Raw genomic sequence first — 15,422 nt, 5'->3', positions numbered from 1 at the left:
AAGGGCGGCCGGAATGTTTTCCGCCGTCTAATTTTTATATAACCTCCATAACTAAATAGCAAAATATAATTATTTAATGTAAAATAAGATGGAACTTTTGCTTAAGATCTTTTTAGAGTAATTACTAGCAAAAATGTATGTAAGGTCATGAGAGGATATGAGAGAACATGAAGCTACAAGAGCTGCTTAAGTCTTTGCATCCAATAGTTCCTTTTAAGGGCGAAAACCCGGAAATTACATCGATTGAAAACGATAATCGGAAGGTGCAAAAAGGGAGCTTATTTATTTGTATTAAAGGCTACACGGTTGACGGCCATGATTTTGCAGAAGCTGCTGTTGCAAAAGGGGCTGCTGCGATCCTTGCTGAGCGCCCGTTATTTCTAGATGTACCTGTTGTCCTTGTTAAGGATACAACACGTGCTATGGCAGTGCTCGCAGATACCTTTTACGAGCAGCCAACGAAAAAGCTGCATTTAATTGGCATCACCGGAACGAATGGAAAAACAACAACTAGTCATTTGATTGAAAAAATCTTTGCAGATGCAGGAGAAAAAACGGGCCTTATTGGCACGATGTATACGAAAATTGCTGACAGGATATTCGAGACGAAGAACACAACCCCTGAGAGTCTGACACTTCAAAAAAACTTTCGGCAAATGGTTGATGCCGGGGTCGGTTTAGCGGTCATGGAAGTCTCCTCGCACGCCCTTGACCAAGGCAGAGTCCACGGTTGTGATTATGATGTTGCGGTATTTACCAACCTGACCCAGGACCATCTTGATTACCATAAAACAATGGCTGAATACCAACGAGCCAAGAGCTTATTATTTGCTCAGCTAGGCAATACCTTTGATAATAATAATAAATCTAAATTTGCTGTCTTAAATGCTGATGACCCTGCGTCAGACATGTTTAGAAGGTCAACGGCTGCGCATGTAATTACATACGGGATTGATGAAAAGGCCGATATACAGGCAAAAAACATCCACATGACTCCTAAAGGGACAAATTTTGATCTTGTGATTGAAGCAGTTTCCTATCCAATTCATATGCAGTTTCTCGGTAAATTCAGTGTTTATAATGTTCTAGCAAGTATTGCAGCTGCATTGGTATCCGGGATAGGGATCAACGAAATTATCGCTTCCATTGAAAGTGTCGAGGGTGTGGCTGGAAGGTTTGAACTTGTGAATGCAGGTCAAGATTATACAGTTATTGTCGATTATGCCCATACACCAGACAGTCTAGAAAATGTTTTAAAAACGATTCAACATTTCGCAACGAAAAGGGTTTTCGTTGTCGTTGGTTGTGGTGGTGACAGAGATAGAACCAAGCGGCCTTTGATGGCAAGAATTGCCTGCAGCTTGGCAACAGATCCAATCCTCACTTCCGATAACCCTAGAAGTGAAGATCCATTAGCGATTTTAAAGGATATGGAGGCAGGCGTCGAAGGGGAATCCTACCAAGTCATTCCTGACCGAAAAGCAGCTATAAACATGGCTGTACGACAGGCATCATTGGGTGATGTTATTTTAATAGCCGGAAAAGGTCATGAAACCTATCAAATTATTGGGGATGTTGTTCATGAGTTTGATGACCGGCTGGTGGTAAGGGAAGCAATTGAGGTGAGATAAGAATGTATTTAGCTAGTAAAGACCTGGCAGACTTGATCATTGATAAACGAGGGATAGAAGACGACTTTTCATTTTATACGGTTACAGACCAGGCTAATGTTTCCCAGCCGAAAGGATTGTTTGTTCCTTTAAATGAAGAATCAGGAGAACTTTTGGACGCCATTGCTAATGGAGCTATCGCAGCCATTTGGGATCATAGAAAAAAGCTGCCACAATATACACCAAACCACTTCCCCGTTTTTTTTACTAATGATAATGCGGAAGCAATAAGAGAGATAATAAAACAATATAATGAAAAATTAGATGGAGAAATGAATAGTAATATGGAGATAACTAACTTTAAAATTACAAATAAAAAACTTCTTAATGAAAATAAACAAACATATGATATAGCTGTGATATTAGAAAAGCTAACAAATAAAATGGCTAATACTTCGGAAAGGAGGGGATAAAATGAAGGAGCAAGTTATTTTTTTCACAATTGTTATGGGCTTTCTCGTTTCAGTTTTACTTTCACCGATTTTTATTCCCTTCTTGAGAAGGTTGAAATTTGGACAAAGCATTCGGGAAGAAGGTCCTAAATCACACCAAAAAAAATCTGGAACTCCGACAATGGGCGGTGTGATGATATTATTCTCTATCATTATTACGACAATTGTCATGATTGGAAAATACTCTGACCAAATACCTGTAACTGTGTTTTTATTGCTGTTTGTTACTTTTGGGTTCGGTTTATTAGGGTTCTTGGACGATTTTATTAAAGTGGTTTTGAAACGAAATTTAGGATTGACATCAAAACAAAAGCTTTTAGGTCAAATTATTATTTCCGTTATTTTTTATCTTATCTATAAACATACTGGACAATCAACTGAAATCAAATTGCCCTTTAGTGATTATTCGATTGATTTAGGGTGGTCATATGTTTTTTTAGTCATTTTCTGGCTGGTTGGATTTTCAAATGCGGTCAATTTGACAGATGGACTCGACGGCTTGGTGTCAGGAACCGCGGCCATCGCTTTTGGTGCATTTGCCGTTCTTGCGTGGAATCAAAACAACTTCGAAATAGCCATTTTCTCAGTTGCTGTTGTAGGAGCAGTCTTGGGATTCTTGGTCTTTAACGCACATCCTGCTAAGGTTTTCATGGGGGATACGGGCTCGCTTGCGTTAGGTGGTGCGATTGCTGCTATGGCGATTTTAACAAAACTTGAAATACTGCTAATTATTATTGGCGGGGTATTTGTCATCGAAACCTTATCGGTTATTCTCCAGGTAGCATCTTTTAAGACTACTGGGAAGCGAATTTTCCGAATGAGCCCGTTACATCATCACTATGAATTAGTTGGCTGGTCCGAATGGAGAGTTGTTGTTACCTTCTGGAGTGTTGGACTTATACTAGCGATCCTAGGAATCTATATTGAGGTGTGGTTGTAAGTGAAGCAGATTGAATGTTATCGTCATAAAAAAATACTAGTTCTTGGCCTGGCAAAGAGTGGAGTGACCGCAGCTGCTCTATTACATAAACTTGGTGCCTTTGTCACAGTTAATGATAAAAAGCCATTATCTGAAAATCCCGAGGCTCAGGGGTTATTAGAGCAAGGGATAAAAGTGATTTGTGGAGATCACCCGATTGAACTATTGGATGAGGGCTTTGAGCTGATTGTAAAAAATCCTGGAATACCATATAACAACCCAATAATTGAAGGGGCATTTAAAAAGGGGATTCCTGTAATTACAGAAGTCGAGCTAGCCTATCAAATTTCCGAAGCACCGTTTATTGCTATTACCGGGACAAATGGCAAAACAACAACAACAACGCTTATTCATGAGATGCTGAATGAGGGTGGGAAAAAGCCTTTAATTGCCGGGAATATTGGAACTGTTGCGTCTGGTGTTGCCCAAAAGGCAAAGAAGGAAAATGTGATTGTCATTGAATTATCCTCTTTTCAGCTAATGGGAATTAAAACCTTTAACCCTAAAATTGCCATCATTACAAACCTTTATGATGCACACCTGGATTATCATGGGACGAGAGAAGAATATAAAAAAGCGAAAGCGAATATCACTGAAAATCAAACTGAGCTGGAATATTTAATCATTAATGCAGATCAGGAAGAAACATTTGAAATTGCCCGTCATACTAGAGCGAAAATTATTCCTTTTTCTACTAAGAAGCAGCTATCTGAAGGTGCGTACATCAGCAATGGCTGGATCTGTTTTAATGATGAGCAGATAATGGAAATTGCCGATATAGCCTTACCGGGAGTACATAATCTCGAAAATATTTTATCTGCTATGGCAGCAGCCAAACTTTCCGGTGTAGAAAATAGTGCGATTCAAGAAGTGTTAAAATCCTTTACGGGTGTAAAGCATCGCTTGCAATTTGTCACGGAATTGAACGGAAGAAAGTTTTATAACGACTCAAAGGCCACCAATATTTTAGCAACAATCAAGGCCCTTGCCGCATTTGAAGCCCCCATAATCTTACTCGCTGGAGGGCTCGACCGGGGAAATGAGTTTGATGAACTCCTTCCCTATTTAAAAAATGTTAAAGCAATGATTACATTTGGACAGACAGCTCCAAAGATTGAGCGGGTTGGAAGCGAGGCGGGAATAAAAACAATCAAGCGTGTCGATAATGTTGACAAGGCAGTGTCTGAAGCTTATCGTTATTCCGAATCAGGTGATGTCCTCCTGTTATCTCCAGCTTGTGCCAGCTGGGATCAATATAAAACTTTTGAAGTCAGGGGTGACATTTTTATCGAAGCGGTGCATAAGCTTTAATAAGGGCTTGTCCATACGAAAAGCGGAAGCGCCCGTTTAGCGGCGTATAGACTGGAGCGCTTCGACTGAGATAAAGGAAACACGGTGAGCGGGAGCGAACCGATGTTGACTTATCGTAGGGAGAAGAGCGAAGTCTACTAGCCGCTGGGCGCTGTAGCTAGACAATACTAAAAGCGGAAGCGCGAGCGTCGATCCCCAGGCGCTGTAGCTAAACACCTATAGTACTAAGCCCTAAAACTCCTAGTTGAGGTGTATAGTGGTGCCGACAAAGAGAACAACTCCTGATTTTATTTTAATGATTGTAACCTTTACGCTACTGGCAATAGGACTAATTATGGTTTACAGCGCAAGTGCTATCTGGGCTGAATTTAAATTTCATGATTCCTTTTTCTTTGCAAAAAGGCAAACCTTATTTGCCGGGGTCGGAATTGCAGCCATGTTTTTTATTATGAATATCAACTACTGGACATGGAGAACTTGGTCGAAAACCATTATAATCGTCTGTTTTGTGTTATTGATTTTGGTGTTAATACCTGGTATTGGCAATGTCCGAAATGGTTCAAGAAGCTGGATAGGAGTAGGAGCCTTTTCCATTCAGCCTTCAGAATTTATGAAGCTGGCTATGATCGCCTTTTTAGCAAAATACCTTTCAGAAAGGCAAAAGCTGATTACTTCTTTTAAGAAAGGCCTTGTCCCTTCATTAGGTCTTGCATTTATTGCTTTTGCAATGATTATGCTACAGCCAGATTTAGGTACTGGAACGGTCATGATGGGGACTTGTGTAGTGATGATTTTCATTGCTGGTGCCCGCATTAGTCATTTTGCCTTTTTAGGGCTGCTCGGAGTTGCTGGTTTTGTCGGCTTGATTGCTTCCGCTCCGTATCGAATAAAAAGGATTACCTCCTTTTTAGATCCCTGGTCTGACCCCCTCGGGAGCGGGTTTCAAATTATTCAATCGCTTTATGCGATTGGCCCTGGCGGTTTATTTGGGCTTGGTCTTGGCGAGAGCAGGCAGAAGTTTTTTTACTTACCAGAACCGCAAACAGATTTTATCTTCGCTATACTTTCCGAAGAATTAGGGTTTATTGGTGGTTCGTTTATTTTACTACTATTTGCCCTCCTGTTGTGGCGGGGGATTCGAATCGCCCTAGGTGCTCCTGATTTATATGGTAGTTTTCTTGCAGTCGGAATCATTGCAATGGTAGCCATCCAAGTAATGATTAATGTCGGTGTAGTAACAGGGCTTATGCCTGTAACAGGCATAACATTGCCATTTTTAAGCTACGGGGGCTCCTCGTTGACCTTGATGTTAATGGCTATTGGAGTTCTCCTTAATATTAGCCGCTATTCAAGATATTAAAAGGATACCCTGTTAAGTGGCAGGGTTCTTTTTGTTTTAAGGAATATTTTAAGCAAATCTTTACATTTAGATAACATTCTTTTTTCATTTGCTTTCTTTAATCTGTTTTTATAGTAAGATAGGAATGCAATAAGATGTGTTAAATAGTTAATGAGGTGGAAAAATGAAAATAGTAGTAAGCGGTGGAGGAACGGGTGGACATATTTATCCTGCTCTCGCACTAATCAGGGAGATTCAAAAAGAGAACAAAGATGCAGAGTTTCTATACATAGGTACAATAAATGGCTTGGAGAGTAAGATTGTCCCTAGGGAAAAGATTGCTTTTAAAGCGATTAATATTACTGGTTTTAAAAGAAAGCTTTCCTTTGAAAATGTAAAAACTGTTCTTCGTTTCTTAAAAGGCGTGAAGGATAGTAAAAAGATATTAAAGGAGTTTAAGCCTGACGTTGTCATTGGAACGGGCGGATATGTATGCGGACCAGTTGTATATGCAGCCTCAAAGCTCCGTATTCCAACAATCATTCACGAACAAAATAGTGTCCCAGGCCTTACAAATAAATTTTTAAGCCGTTATGTGAACAAAATTGCTATTTGTTTTGCTGAGGCAAAAGATTATTTTCCTGGTGACAAGGTAGTTTTTACTGGAAACCCCCGTGCATCTGAGGTAATCGGTAAGGATGGAATTCAGGGGCGACTTTCAGCAGGACTCAGTACAACCAAACCAGCTGTTTTGATCTTTGGAGGCAGCCGTGGTGCCAGACCAATCAATGAAGCTGTCGTTAAAGCCTTATCGGAATTCGCTGAAAAACCTTACCAAATTCTCTATATAACTGGCGATGTTCATTATGAGGATGTCAAAAAAGAGGTAGAGTTAGTTGGAAGTCCGAAAAATGTGGTGATAAAACCATTTGTTCATAATATGCCAGAGGTACTTGCTGGTATTGATTTAGTAGTTTCAAGGGCAGGAGCAACGACCCTTGCCGAAATAACCTCACTAGGTATTCCAAGCATTCTAGTCCCAAGTCCCTATGTAACCAATAATCATCAAGAAAAAAACGCGAGATCATTAAGTGACCATGGGGCAGCGGAATTATTATTAGAAAAAGATCTAAATAGTAAAAGTCTTGTGAACCACATTGACCAAATTCTGTTAAATATTGATGCATTAAAGGAAATGAAAATAAAGGCTAAAAAAATCGGTGTTCCGGATTCAGCGGGCAGGCTATTTTCCTTAATGAAACAACTTGTAAAAGAAAATCAAAGGTAGCCCAAAATTATTTTTAGCATAAACTAAAATTATCGGAACTTGGAAAGTAGGGTGGTAATATGGATAGCATATTAACAGAATTACAGACTTTAAATATCGGGAAAGTAAAGGAAAATGAACCACTAGCCCATCACACCACAATTAAAATTGGCGGTCCTGTCGATCTTTTTATTGAACCTTCATCAGTTGAAAATTTAAAAAAGGTAATGTATGTGATTGAAAAGCATCGCTTAAATTGGCGGGCTATTGGCAGAGGATCAAATCTTTTAGTCTCTGACAAAGGAATTGCAGGTGCAATTATTAAGCTCGGATCTGGACTTGACCATCTCGAGGTTAATGATACTGAAATTACGGTGGGAGGCGGGCATTCACTCGTTAGCTTATCAACATTAATTAGTAAAAAAGGGCTTTCTGGTCTTGAGTTTGCAAGCGGAATTCCAGGCTCTGTTGGTGGTGCTGTTTATATGAACGCAGGTGCCCATGGTTCAGATATTAGCAAAATATTAACAAGGGCTCATATATTATTTGAGGATGGATCGCTAGAATGGCTTTCAAATGAAGACATGGAGTTCTCCTATAGGACATCTGTCTTGCAGAAAAAGCGCCCAGGAATCGTTGTCGAAGCCGTTTTCAAGCTTGCTCTAGGAGATAGAGGAGCCATTGTTTCCCAAATGCAAAAAAACAAGGATTACCGAAAAGAAACACAACCGTGGAATTTCCCTTGTGCCGGCAGTATTTTTCGAAATCCTCTTCCTAACTATGCAGGCAAATTAATAGAAATTACAGGGTTAAAAGGCTTCAGTATTGGCGGTGCAAAGGTTTCAGAAATGCATGGGAATTTTATTGTGAATGCAGGTAATGCCACTGCGGGAGATGTGCTTGCCTTAATTGAGCATGTAAAGGATACCATTTACAGTTTGTATGAAATTAAAATGGAGACTGAAGTAGAAATAATCGGGCGAAAATAGCTGCAGTCGTGTTCTCATAGTTCCAAGAAATTAAACTTACTTTTCTTGTAAGAAATCTCTTACGAATGACAAATATTGTGTTATAATAACTGATAATATTATAGGTGGAAAGCCTGAAGAAAATAAGTGACGGCATGATTTTTTCGTGCCGTTGTTTCTCTTTTAAGGCTACCGCGAACGATTATTTTGGACAAGCCTAATGTTGTTTTTCAGCTAATCAGATTGAATCTTAAATCTGATTGCAAAAAGGGGCGACCGTTTTTATTTGGAGGAATATGGATGGAAAAAGGTAAAATCGTTGCTCTGGAGGATCGTATTCCAAAATTAAAGGAGCAAAGAAGGCGGAAAGCAAACAGACGCCTAGTGCTCCTATTAATTTTATTTTTTACATTAATAGTAGCAATTGCTTATACACAATCGCCATTGAGTCATGTTAAGACAATTACGATAAAAGGAAATGAAGTTTATTCTAGTACTGAAATAATCAGTAAGAGCGGACTTTCAAAAAATACGAATATTTGGAAAGTAAGGAAGAGCGAGGTTATTGCAAAATTACAGCAGTTATCTGAAATAAAGAAGGCGAATGTTAAGATTCATTGGCCAAACACCATTCAAATTCAAGTAAAAGAACACAAAAGAATAGCCTATCTAAAACAAGACAATAACTATTTTCCAGTAATGGAGAACGGTAAAATTCTAAAAGATAGGAAAACGGAAACAGTTCCAGTTAATTCTCCGATTCTTTTTGAATTCAAAGAGGGGAACGCCCTTAACGAAATGGTAAAAGAGTTAGAAAAACTTCCAGGTGAAATTTTAAACTCCATTTCCGAAATTCATTATTCTCCGAAAAAAACAGATCAGTATCATATTTCCTTATTTATGAATGATGGCTTTGAAGTTAGTGCCACCATTAGAAGTTTTTCGGAAAAAATGGTCCATTATCCCTCAATCATAAGCCAATTAGACCCAACCAAAAAGGGAATCATTGATTTTGAAGTTGGCTCGTATTTTAAGGCTTTTGAATCGGAAGTGGAGGAAAATGAAGTTGAAAAAGATCAAGGTCAAGGGTAAACATTTTATCTTGTCCCTTGTCTGTCTTGTGCTGGGGTTTATGATTGCCTACTCCTATCATCTGACCCAAATCGAGACTCAAAATGAAAACCGGGACATATCAGCTAAACAATATGAAAAGACTCTTGTTTTAAGGAATCAATTGATTGCCCAAGAGGAGACCAATCGTAAGCTTCAAAAGGAATTAAATAAAAAGCAAGACAAGGTTCTTAAAAATGAAAAAGGGCTAGCAAAGGAAGCCCAAGTCTTTCTTAACCTTGCTGAAGATACTGAAAAATATCGGATGTTCCTAGGTAAAGTAAAGATAAAAGGAAAAGGGGTAAAAATTACTCTTTCTGATGGTGCTTATGACCCGAAAGAAGTAAATATTAATAATTATCTTGTCCATGAACACCATGTATTTAAAGTGGTGAATGAGCTTTATATCTCAGGAGCAGCAGCGGTAGCCATAAATGGGCAAAGGCTGACGAGCCATTCATATATTGTTTGTAATGGGCCAGTCATTACTGTTGATGGTGTTCAGCATCCTGCTCCATTTGTTATTTCTGCAATCGGTGACCCTGATGTTCTCTCATCATCCCTAAACCTGACGGGGGGAGTAAAGGATCAGCTTGTTAACGATAACCTTGTTTTTACACTAGAAAAAGAAAATGAAATTATTCTGAATCCAATTTTAGGAAGCATATAAAAGTCCACGTGAAGAAGGCTAGGTGAAAGAAGTGGACAAGCCAAAAATTAATATTAGTTTTACCTTAATTGCTGCAGTCGTTGGTTTTATGATCGCGATTCAATTCCAAACAGTGAAGAAACCAGTTGAACGGGATACACGCGATGTCTGGCAGCTTCGTGAAGCGTTACTGAAAGAAAAAGAGCTTCAGTCCAATTTATTGAACGAAATTCGTTCAAATGAAGAAAAACTTTCAGCCTACGAGTCTAAGCGAAAACAAAGCAAGGAACAGACCTTGAGGGAAACGTTAGATGAATTAAAAATGGAAGCAGGATTGACCGAGGTCACAGGTCCGGGGATAACATTAATGATTGAACCAATAGTTGAGGACATTAAGCTGGGTTATCCTGTTACAAAGGTTGTTTCACCAGAGTTGCTAAAAAGATTAGTAAACGAATTGAATATGTATGAGGCAAAATATGTGGCGATTGATGGTCAAAGAATTATTAATACCACTGTAATAAGGGATATTAATCGGGAAACTAAAATTGACGGGCACTCAATCAGGAGTTTGCCGATAGAGGTTAATGTCGGCGTCGATTCCATTAATACTGCTGAAAAGTTATCTAATCGGATGAAAGTATCAAAATCTAGGGATGAATTTTTTACTGAAAGCTTGAGACTGAACGTTTCTGAGGCAAATCCGAATGTTTCTATTCCTGCCTATGATAACCCAATCCGCATTAAGTATATGGAGCCAATAAAGGAAGGAGGCGGTTCCTGATGTGGCTTCCGTTTATGGGACTAGTTATTGGAATCATTCTTGGTTTATTAACAGAAATACGGATTCCTGAAGAATATTCCAATTATTTGTCGATTGCTGTCTTAGCTGCCCTCGACACACTTTTTGGTGGAATTAGGGCTTACTTGCAAAATATTTATGATGAAAAGGTATTTGTTTCAGGATTCTTTTTTAATATAATACTAGCTGCAAGTTTAGCTTTTCTCGGTGTTCATCTTGGTGTAGACTTGTATTTAGCGGCAGTTTTTGCGTTTGGTGTCAGATTGTTTCAAAATATTGCCGTCATCAGACGCATATTATTGACAAAATGGTCAACAAACAAAGAAAAAGTAGAAAAAAATTGAGATTTTTTAAAGGGAAATATGTAATTGTGACGAATAATTTTATAAGATATTACTATTAGAAAACTTTTATTGGACAAAAGTAAATTGTTGTTCGACCTAAGGAAATTAAAAGGAGGTGCCAAAGAATGAACAGCAATGAAATATATGTTAGTCTTGACATCGGTACATCCAGTGTAAAAGTAATCATTGGTGAAATGGTCAATGACTCTGGTAAAGACTCGTTGAATATAATTGGTGTTGGCAATGTGAAATCTGAAGGCTTACGAAAGGGATCGATTGTCGATATGGACGATACCGTTCATTCTATTAAGCGGGCGATTGAGCAGGCGGAAAGAATGATTGGGATGGAGATCAGAGAAGTGGTGGTCGGAATTTCCGGAAACAACGTCATCCTTCAGCAATGTCACGGCATTGTAGCTGTATCCAGTCAAAACCGGGAAATTACCAATGAGGACGTCATACGTGTCATTGAAGCATCCCATGTGGGATCCATTCCACCAGAAAGAGAAAATATTGGAGTCATTCGAAAACAATTTATCTTAGATGGTAAGGATGAAATTAATGATCCAAGAGGAATGATTGGTGTCCGTTTAGAAATGGAAGGTACACTTATTACCGGATCGAAATCGATTATCATTAATACATTACGTTGTGTAGAACGAGCAGGTCTTGAGATTTTAGACATTATCTTACAGCCGCTAGCAGCAGGTGATTATGCTCTATCGAAGGATGAAAAAAATCTCGGTGTTGCCCTGATTGATATTGGCGGCGGGTCTACTACTATAGCAATGTTTGAAGAAGGATTTTTGAAATCGACAAGTGTCATCCCAGTTGGTGGCGATCTTCTTACGAATGACCTTTCAAAGGTTCTACATACTTCAACCGAGGATGCCGAAAATATCAAGATAAAATATGGACATGCATTCTATGACAATGCTTCAGAGGACGAGTTCTTCAGTGTTCCAATTATTGGGAGCGACCAGCATCAGCAATTTAATCAGCTATATGTTTCCGAAATTATTGAAGCTAGAATGGAAGAAATTTTTGAATTAATCGCCCATGAAATGAAACGGTTAGGTGTAACTGATTTACCTGGTGGTTTTGTTTTAACAGGCGGAACGTCAAAAATGCAAGGTGTACTAGAGCTCGCACAGGATATTTTCCAAACTCCAGTCCGCATTGCGTCACCCGACTATATTGGTGTAAGAGAACCTCAATATACAACAGCGGTTGGCTTAATTAAATATGCTTACAAGAATGGTAGATTACCAGGGGGAACCATGAGCGGATCCTCTGCGGTATCAGAGCCAATCGAAAAAAGAATACCAAAGCAACATCAACCAAAAGCAAAGCCCGAAAAACATCCGGAAGAAAAGATGTCATCAAAAGTAAAAAAATTCCTTGGTTACTTTTTCGAATAAACTTCATCGAAAAGGAATATCGACGAATTAGGAGGATTTGTCATGTTAGAATTTGATACAAATTTAGATTCTCTTGCAACAATAAAAGTTATTGGAGTAGGTGGCGGCGGTAATAACGCGGTAAACCGAATGATTGAACATGGTGTTCAAGGTGTAGAATTTATCGCCGTTAATACAGATGCGCAAGCCTTAAATCTTTCAAAAGCAGAAGTGAAAATGCAGATTGGTGCGAAACTGACTCGTGGTCTCGGGGCAGGGGCTAATCCAGAGGTTGGCAAAAAAGCTGCAGAAGAAAGTAAGGAACAAATTGAAGAAGCACTTCGTGGTGCAGATATGGTATTCGTAACAGCAGGAATGGGTGGTGGAACAGGCACGGGTGCTGCACCTGTTATTGCACAAATTGCCCGAGATTTAGGGGCATTAACAGTTGGTGTTGTCACACGCCCGTTTACGTTTGAAGGTAAAAAACGTTCAAACCAAGCATCTGGTGGTATCGGTTCCATGAAAGAAGCCGTTGATACGTTGATTGTCATTCCAAATGACCGCCTACTTGAAATCGTTGATAAAAGCACTCCAATGTTAGAAGCATTTCGTGAAGCAGACAATGTCCTCCGCCAAGGTGTTCAAGGTATTTCAGATTTAATTGCAACTCCTGGATTAATTAACCTTGATTTCGCAGATGTAAAAACAATTATGTCTAATAAAGGATCTGCGCTAATGGGTATCGGAGTGGCTGCTGGCGAAAATCGTGCTACGGAAGCTGCCAAAAAGGCGATTAATTCTCCTTTATTGGAAACATCTATTGACGGGGCCCAAGGTGTGTTAATGAATATTACGGGCGGAACCAATTTGAGTCTTTATGAAGTCCAAGAAGCAGCGGATATCGTGGCAATTGCTACTGACCAAGAAGTAAACATGATTTTTGGCTCGGTTATTAATGAAAATCTTAAAGATGAAATCATCGTAACTGTAATTGCAACTGGTTTTAATGAAGAGGTTGCACAGCCTAAAGTAACTCGTCCTTCATTTGGACAATCGAAACCTCCTGTTGGTACTGTCAAAAGGGAGCACAAGCGTGAAGAAACTCCGCAAGAACCAGTACGGAACACGAATGTATCGCAAGAAGAAACGTTAGATATACCAACCTTCCTACGCAATCGTAATAGAAGAGGTTAAGAGACTTTACTGAAAAAGGCATGCTCCCATCGGGAGCATGCCTTTTTCAGTTTTGAGTTATGATGACATGTGACAAAATCCGTTGTGAATAGTGAAAATTTCTGTTTTTTTGAATACAGGAAGTGACACACTTCGGCCTCTTATCTACGTTATACTTTTTCCTAAACAGAATAGAAAAGCGGAAGCGCTTTGGTCAGCAGTAATTGAAGGAGGAAGCAGATTGATTGTTTATTTGGATGTAATCTGGGCTCTTAATTTGTTATTTGATAGCCTTCTCCTTTATTTAACAGCTATTTTTCTAAAAAGAAGAATCAGGCTATGGAGAATACTTGCAGGGGGATTTATTGGTTCATTGATTATTTTATTATCGTTTACACCATTAAATGTCTATACAAGTCATCCAATTTCAAAACTTATCTGTTCAATCATGATGGTGTTCATAGCCTTCGGATATAAACGGTTGACTTTCTTTATTAAAGCTTTAATGACGTTTTATGTTTCTACTTTTTTAATTGGAGGAGCAATAATAGGGGCCCATTTTTTTATTCAATATGATTATGTGCTGACGATAAACGTACTAAAAGGATTTGGCGATCCTATTAGTTGGCTATTCGTTTTTATTGGCTTTCCGATTGCCTGGCACTTCTCTAGAAAAAATGTAGAAAGAATGGAGATGACCAAAATTCAATTCGAACAAATCGTCAATGTGAGATTGAATATTGAGGGTGAAAGCTTAATTTTTAAAGGATTAGTGGATAGTGGGAATCAACTATATGATCCGTTGTCTAGGCTGCCAGTGATGTTTGTCTCAATAAAGAACGACATGGAAACGATCCCTGAACCAATTAGAAAGCTGGCTTCCGATCCTGAACCACTCTTAATGGGTAGCTTTGTATTCCCTGATGAATGGCAAAATAGGCTAAGAATTGTTCCATGTCGCGTGGTTGGACAAGAGCATCAGCTCATTGCTGCGATTAAACCCGATCTAATTTTAATCGAACATAACGGAACACAGTATTTATGTGAAAAGGGTCTAGTCTCCTTTACGATGCAGCAGCTATCGGCGGAGGATGCATTTCAATGTATTGTTCATCCGAAAATGCTGACGGGTTCTAAGCGGCAAGGGGGGGCTGTGAAAGTGAGTTAGTAATACTATACTCAGAAAAAACATATTTTAGAAGGAGGAACATGCATGAAAAAATGGCGACTTCGCTTATCCTATTACTGGTATAAAATATTAATAAAAATGGGTCTGAAAACGGATGAAGTTTATTATATTGGCGGAAGCGAAGCCTTACCGCCTCCTTTAAGTAAAGAAGAAGAAGAGATATTATTAAAAAAACTGCCCGGCGGTGATAAGGCAGCAAGATCCATTTTAATTGAACGAAATCTCAGACTTGTTGTTTACATTGCCAGAAAGTTTGAGAATACTGGGATTAATATTGAGGATTTAATCAGCATTGGTACAATTGGATTAATTAAAGCTGTCAATACCTTTAACCCTGAGAAAAAAATAAAACTTGCTACATACGCCTCAAGATGTATCGAAAATGAAATACTCATGTACTTACGGCGAAACAATAAAATAAGATCTGAAGTGTCATTTGACGAACCCTTAAACATTGATTGGGATGGAAATGAACTATTATTATCTGATGTATTGGGAACGGACGAAGATATTATTACAAAGGACCTTGAAGCTAATGTGGACAGAAAACTCCTGACCAAGGCATTACATCAGTTGACAGATCGTGAAAAGCAAATCATGGAGCTCAGGTTCGGTCTGACAAATGGGGAAGAAAAAACACAGAAGGATGTCGCAGACATGCTGGGTATTTCTCAATCCTATATTTCACGTTTAGAAAAGAGAATCATAAAGAGATTACGGAAAGAATTTAATAAAATGGTCTAGAAAAGAAAATTTTTACCATCAT

General features: G+C 38.8%; 15 protein-coding genes. All 15 read left to right on the top strand.

Features of this window, described 5'->3' with window-relative positions:
• The first annotated feature begins 167 nt into the window (after positions 1-167).
• The 15 genes from M5A78_RS02470 (at position 168) to sigE (ending at position 15,400) form a co-directional block, all read left to right on the top strand.
• Positions 168-1,631, top strand: coding sequence for a UDP-N-acetylmuramoyl-L-alanyl-D-glutamate--2,6-diaminopimelate ligase (locus tag M5A78_RS02470; protein ID WP_248733680.1), 1,464 nt, complete (start codon positions 168-170; stop codon positions 1,629-1,631).
• A gap of 2 nt (positions 1,632-1,633) precedes the next feature.
• Positions 1,634-2,083, top strand: coding sequence for a hypothetical protein (locus M5A78_RS02465; protein WP_248733679.1), 450 nt, complete (start codon positions 1,634-1,636; stop codon positions 2,081-2,083).
• Between the two features lies 1 nt (position 2,084).
• Positions 2,085-3,062 carry a phospho-N-acetylmuramoyl-pentapeptide-transferase gene (gene mraY, locus M5A78_RS02460; protein WP_248733678.1) on the top strand — a complete coding sequence of 326 codons (978 nt, stop codon included), beginning with the start codon at positions 2,085-2,087 and terminating at the stop codon, positions 3,060-3,062.
• Positions 3,063-4,412: a UDP-N-acetylmuramoyl-L-alanine--D-glutamate ligase gene (murD, locus tag M5A78_RS02455; protein ID WP_248733677.1), complete on the top strand. Its 1,350-nt coding sequence runs from the start codon at positions 3,063-3,065 to the stop codon at positions 4,410-4,412.
• A 295-nt stretch (positions 4,413-4,707) separates the two neighbouring features.
• Complete coding sequence (gene spoVE, locus M5A78_RS02450; RefSeq protein ID WP_406603659.1) at positions 4,708-5,772, top strand: stage V sporulation protein E; 1,065 nt, start codon at positions 4,708-4,710, stop codon at positions 5,770-5,772.
• A gap of 163 nt (positions 5,773-5,935) precedes the next feature.
• Positions 5,936-7,039, top strand: coding sequence for an undecaprenyldiphospho-muramoylpentapeptide beta-N-acetylglucosaminyltransferase (gene murG, locus M5A78_RS02445; protein ID WP_248733675.1), 1,104 nt, complete (start codon positions 5,936-5,938; stop codon positions 7,037-7,039).
• A 59-nt stretch (positions 7,040-7,098) separates the two neighbouring features.
• Complete coding sequence (gene murB / locus M5A78_RS02440; protein WP_248733674.1) at positions 7,099-8,007, top strand: UDP-N-acetylmuramate dehydrogenase; 909 nt, start codon at positions 7,099-7,101, stop codon at positions 8,005-8,007.
• Positions 8,008-8,286: 279 nt separating this feature from the next.
• A complete protein-coding gene (locus M5A78_RS02435; protein WP_248733673.1) occupies positions 8,287-9,078 on the top strand; it encodes a cell division protein FtsQ/DivIB in 792 nt (263 codons plus the stop codon).
• A complete protein-coding gene (locus tag M5A78_RS02430; protein WP_248733672.1) occupies positions 9,047-9,766 on the top strand; it encodes a DUF881 domain-containing protein in 720 nt (239 codons plus the stop codon). The genes M5A78_RS02435 and M5A78_RS02430 overlap by 32 nt, the downstream gene beginning before the upstream one ends.
• Before the next feature lie 31 nt (positions 9,767-9,797).
• A complete protein-coding gene (locus tag M5A78_RS02425; RefSeq protein WP_248733671.1) occupies positions 9,798-10,529 on the top strand; it encodes a DUF881 domain-containing protein in 732 nt (243 codons plus the stop codon).
• Positions 10,529-10,891, top strand: a complete 363-nt coding sequence (locus M5A78_RS02420; RefSeq protein ID WP_248733670.1) for a small basic family protein — start codon at positions 10,529-10,531, stop codon at positions 10,889-10,891. The genes M5A78_RS02425 and M5A78_RS02420 overlap by 1 nt, the downstream gene beginning before the upstream one ends.
• Positions 10,892-11,016: 125 nt before the next feature.
• The gene (ftsA, locus tag M5A78_RS02415; protein ID WP_248733669.1) at positions 11,017-12,312 is read left to right on the top strand and encodes a cell division protein FtsA; all 1,296 of its coding nucleotides are present in this window, start codon (positions 11,017-11,019) and stop codon (positions 12,310-12,312) included.
• Between the two features lie 42 nt (positions 12,313-12,354).
• On the top strand, positions 12,355-13,488 hold the full coding sequence (ftsZ, locus tag M5A78_RS02410; RefSeq protein WP_248733668.1) for a cell division protein FtsZ: 1,134 nt from the start codon (positions 12,355-12,357) through the stop codon (positions 13,486-13,488).
• A gap of 220 nt (positions 13,489-13,708) precedes the next feature.
• The gene (gene spoIIGA, locus M5A78_RS02405; protein ID WP_248733667.1) at positions 13,709-14,635 is read left to right on the top strand and encodes a sigma-E processing peptidase SpoIIGA; all 927 of its coding nucleotides are present in this window, start codon (positions 13,709-13,711) and stop codon (positions 14,633-14,635) included.
• 45 nt (positions 14,636-14,680) lie between these two features.
• Positions 14,681-15,400: an RNA polymerase sporulation sigma factor SigE gene (gene sigE / locus M5A78_RS02400; RefSeq protein ID WP_248733666.1), complete on the top strand. Its 720-nt coding sequence runs from the start codon at positions 14,681-14,683 to the stop codon at positions 15,398-15,400.
• Positions 15,401-15,422 lie beyond the last annotated feature (22 nt).

It is taken from the genome of Neobacillus rhizosphaerae, from assembly GCF_937468385.1.
GTDB classification, from domain to species: domain Bacteria; phylum Bacillota; class Bacilli; order Bacillales; family Cytobacillaceae; genus Neobacillus; species Neobacillus rhizosphaerae.
The sequence above is the reverse complement of the archived record's forward strand: the minus strand, read 5'-3'. Positions and strand labels throughout refer to the sequence as shown.

Bases quoted from the DNA above. Each gene is read 5' to 3' on its own strand.
- M5A78_RS02465 (WP_248733679.1), top strand. From the start codon at position 1,634: ATGTATTTAGCTAGTAAAGACCTGGCAGACTTGATCATTGATAAACGA.
- spoVE (WP_406603659.1), top strand. From the start codon at position 4,708: ATGATTGTAACCTTTACGCTACTGGCAATAGGACTAATTATGGTTTAC.
- M5A78_RS02420 (WP_248733670.1), top strand. From the start codon at position 10,529: ATGTGGCTTCCGTTTATGGGACTAGTTATTGGAATCATTCTTGGTTTA.
- murG (WP_248733675.1), top strand. From the start codon at position 5,936: ATGAAAATAGTAGTAAGCGGTGGAGGAACGGGTGGACATATTTATCCT.
- M5A78_RS02430 (WP_248733672.1), top strand. From the start codon at position 9,047: ATGAAGTTGAAAAAGATCAAGGTCAAGGGTAAACATTTTATCTTGTCC.
- sigE (WP_248733666.1), top strand. From the start codon at position 14,681: ATGAAAAAATGGCGACTTCGCTTATCCTATTACTGGTATAAAATATTA.
- murB (WP_248733674.1), top strand. From the start codon at position 7,099: ATGGATAGCATATTAACAGAATTACAGACTTTAAATATCGGGAAAGTA.
- M5A78_RS02435 (WP_248733673.1), top strand. From the start codon at position 8,287: ATGGAAAAAGGTAAAATCGTTGCTCTGGAGGATCGTATTCCAAAATTA.
- M5A78_RS02470 (WP_248733680.1), top strand. From the start codon at position 168: ATGAAGCTACAAGAGCTGCTTAAGTCTTTGCATCCAATAGTTCCTTTT.
- mraY (WP_248733678.1), top strand. From the start codon at position 2,085: ATGAAGGAGCAAGTTATTTTTTTCACAATTGTTATGGGCTTTCTCGTT.
- ftsA (WP_248733669.1), top strand. From the start codon at position 11,017: ATGAACAGCAATGAAATATATGTTAGTCTTGACATCGGTACATCCAGT.
- ftsZ (WP_248733668.1), top strand. From the start codon at position 12,355: ATGTTAGAATTTGATACAAATTTAGATTCTCTTGCAACAATAAAAGTT.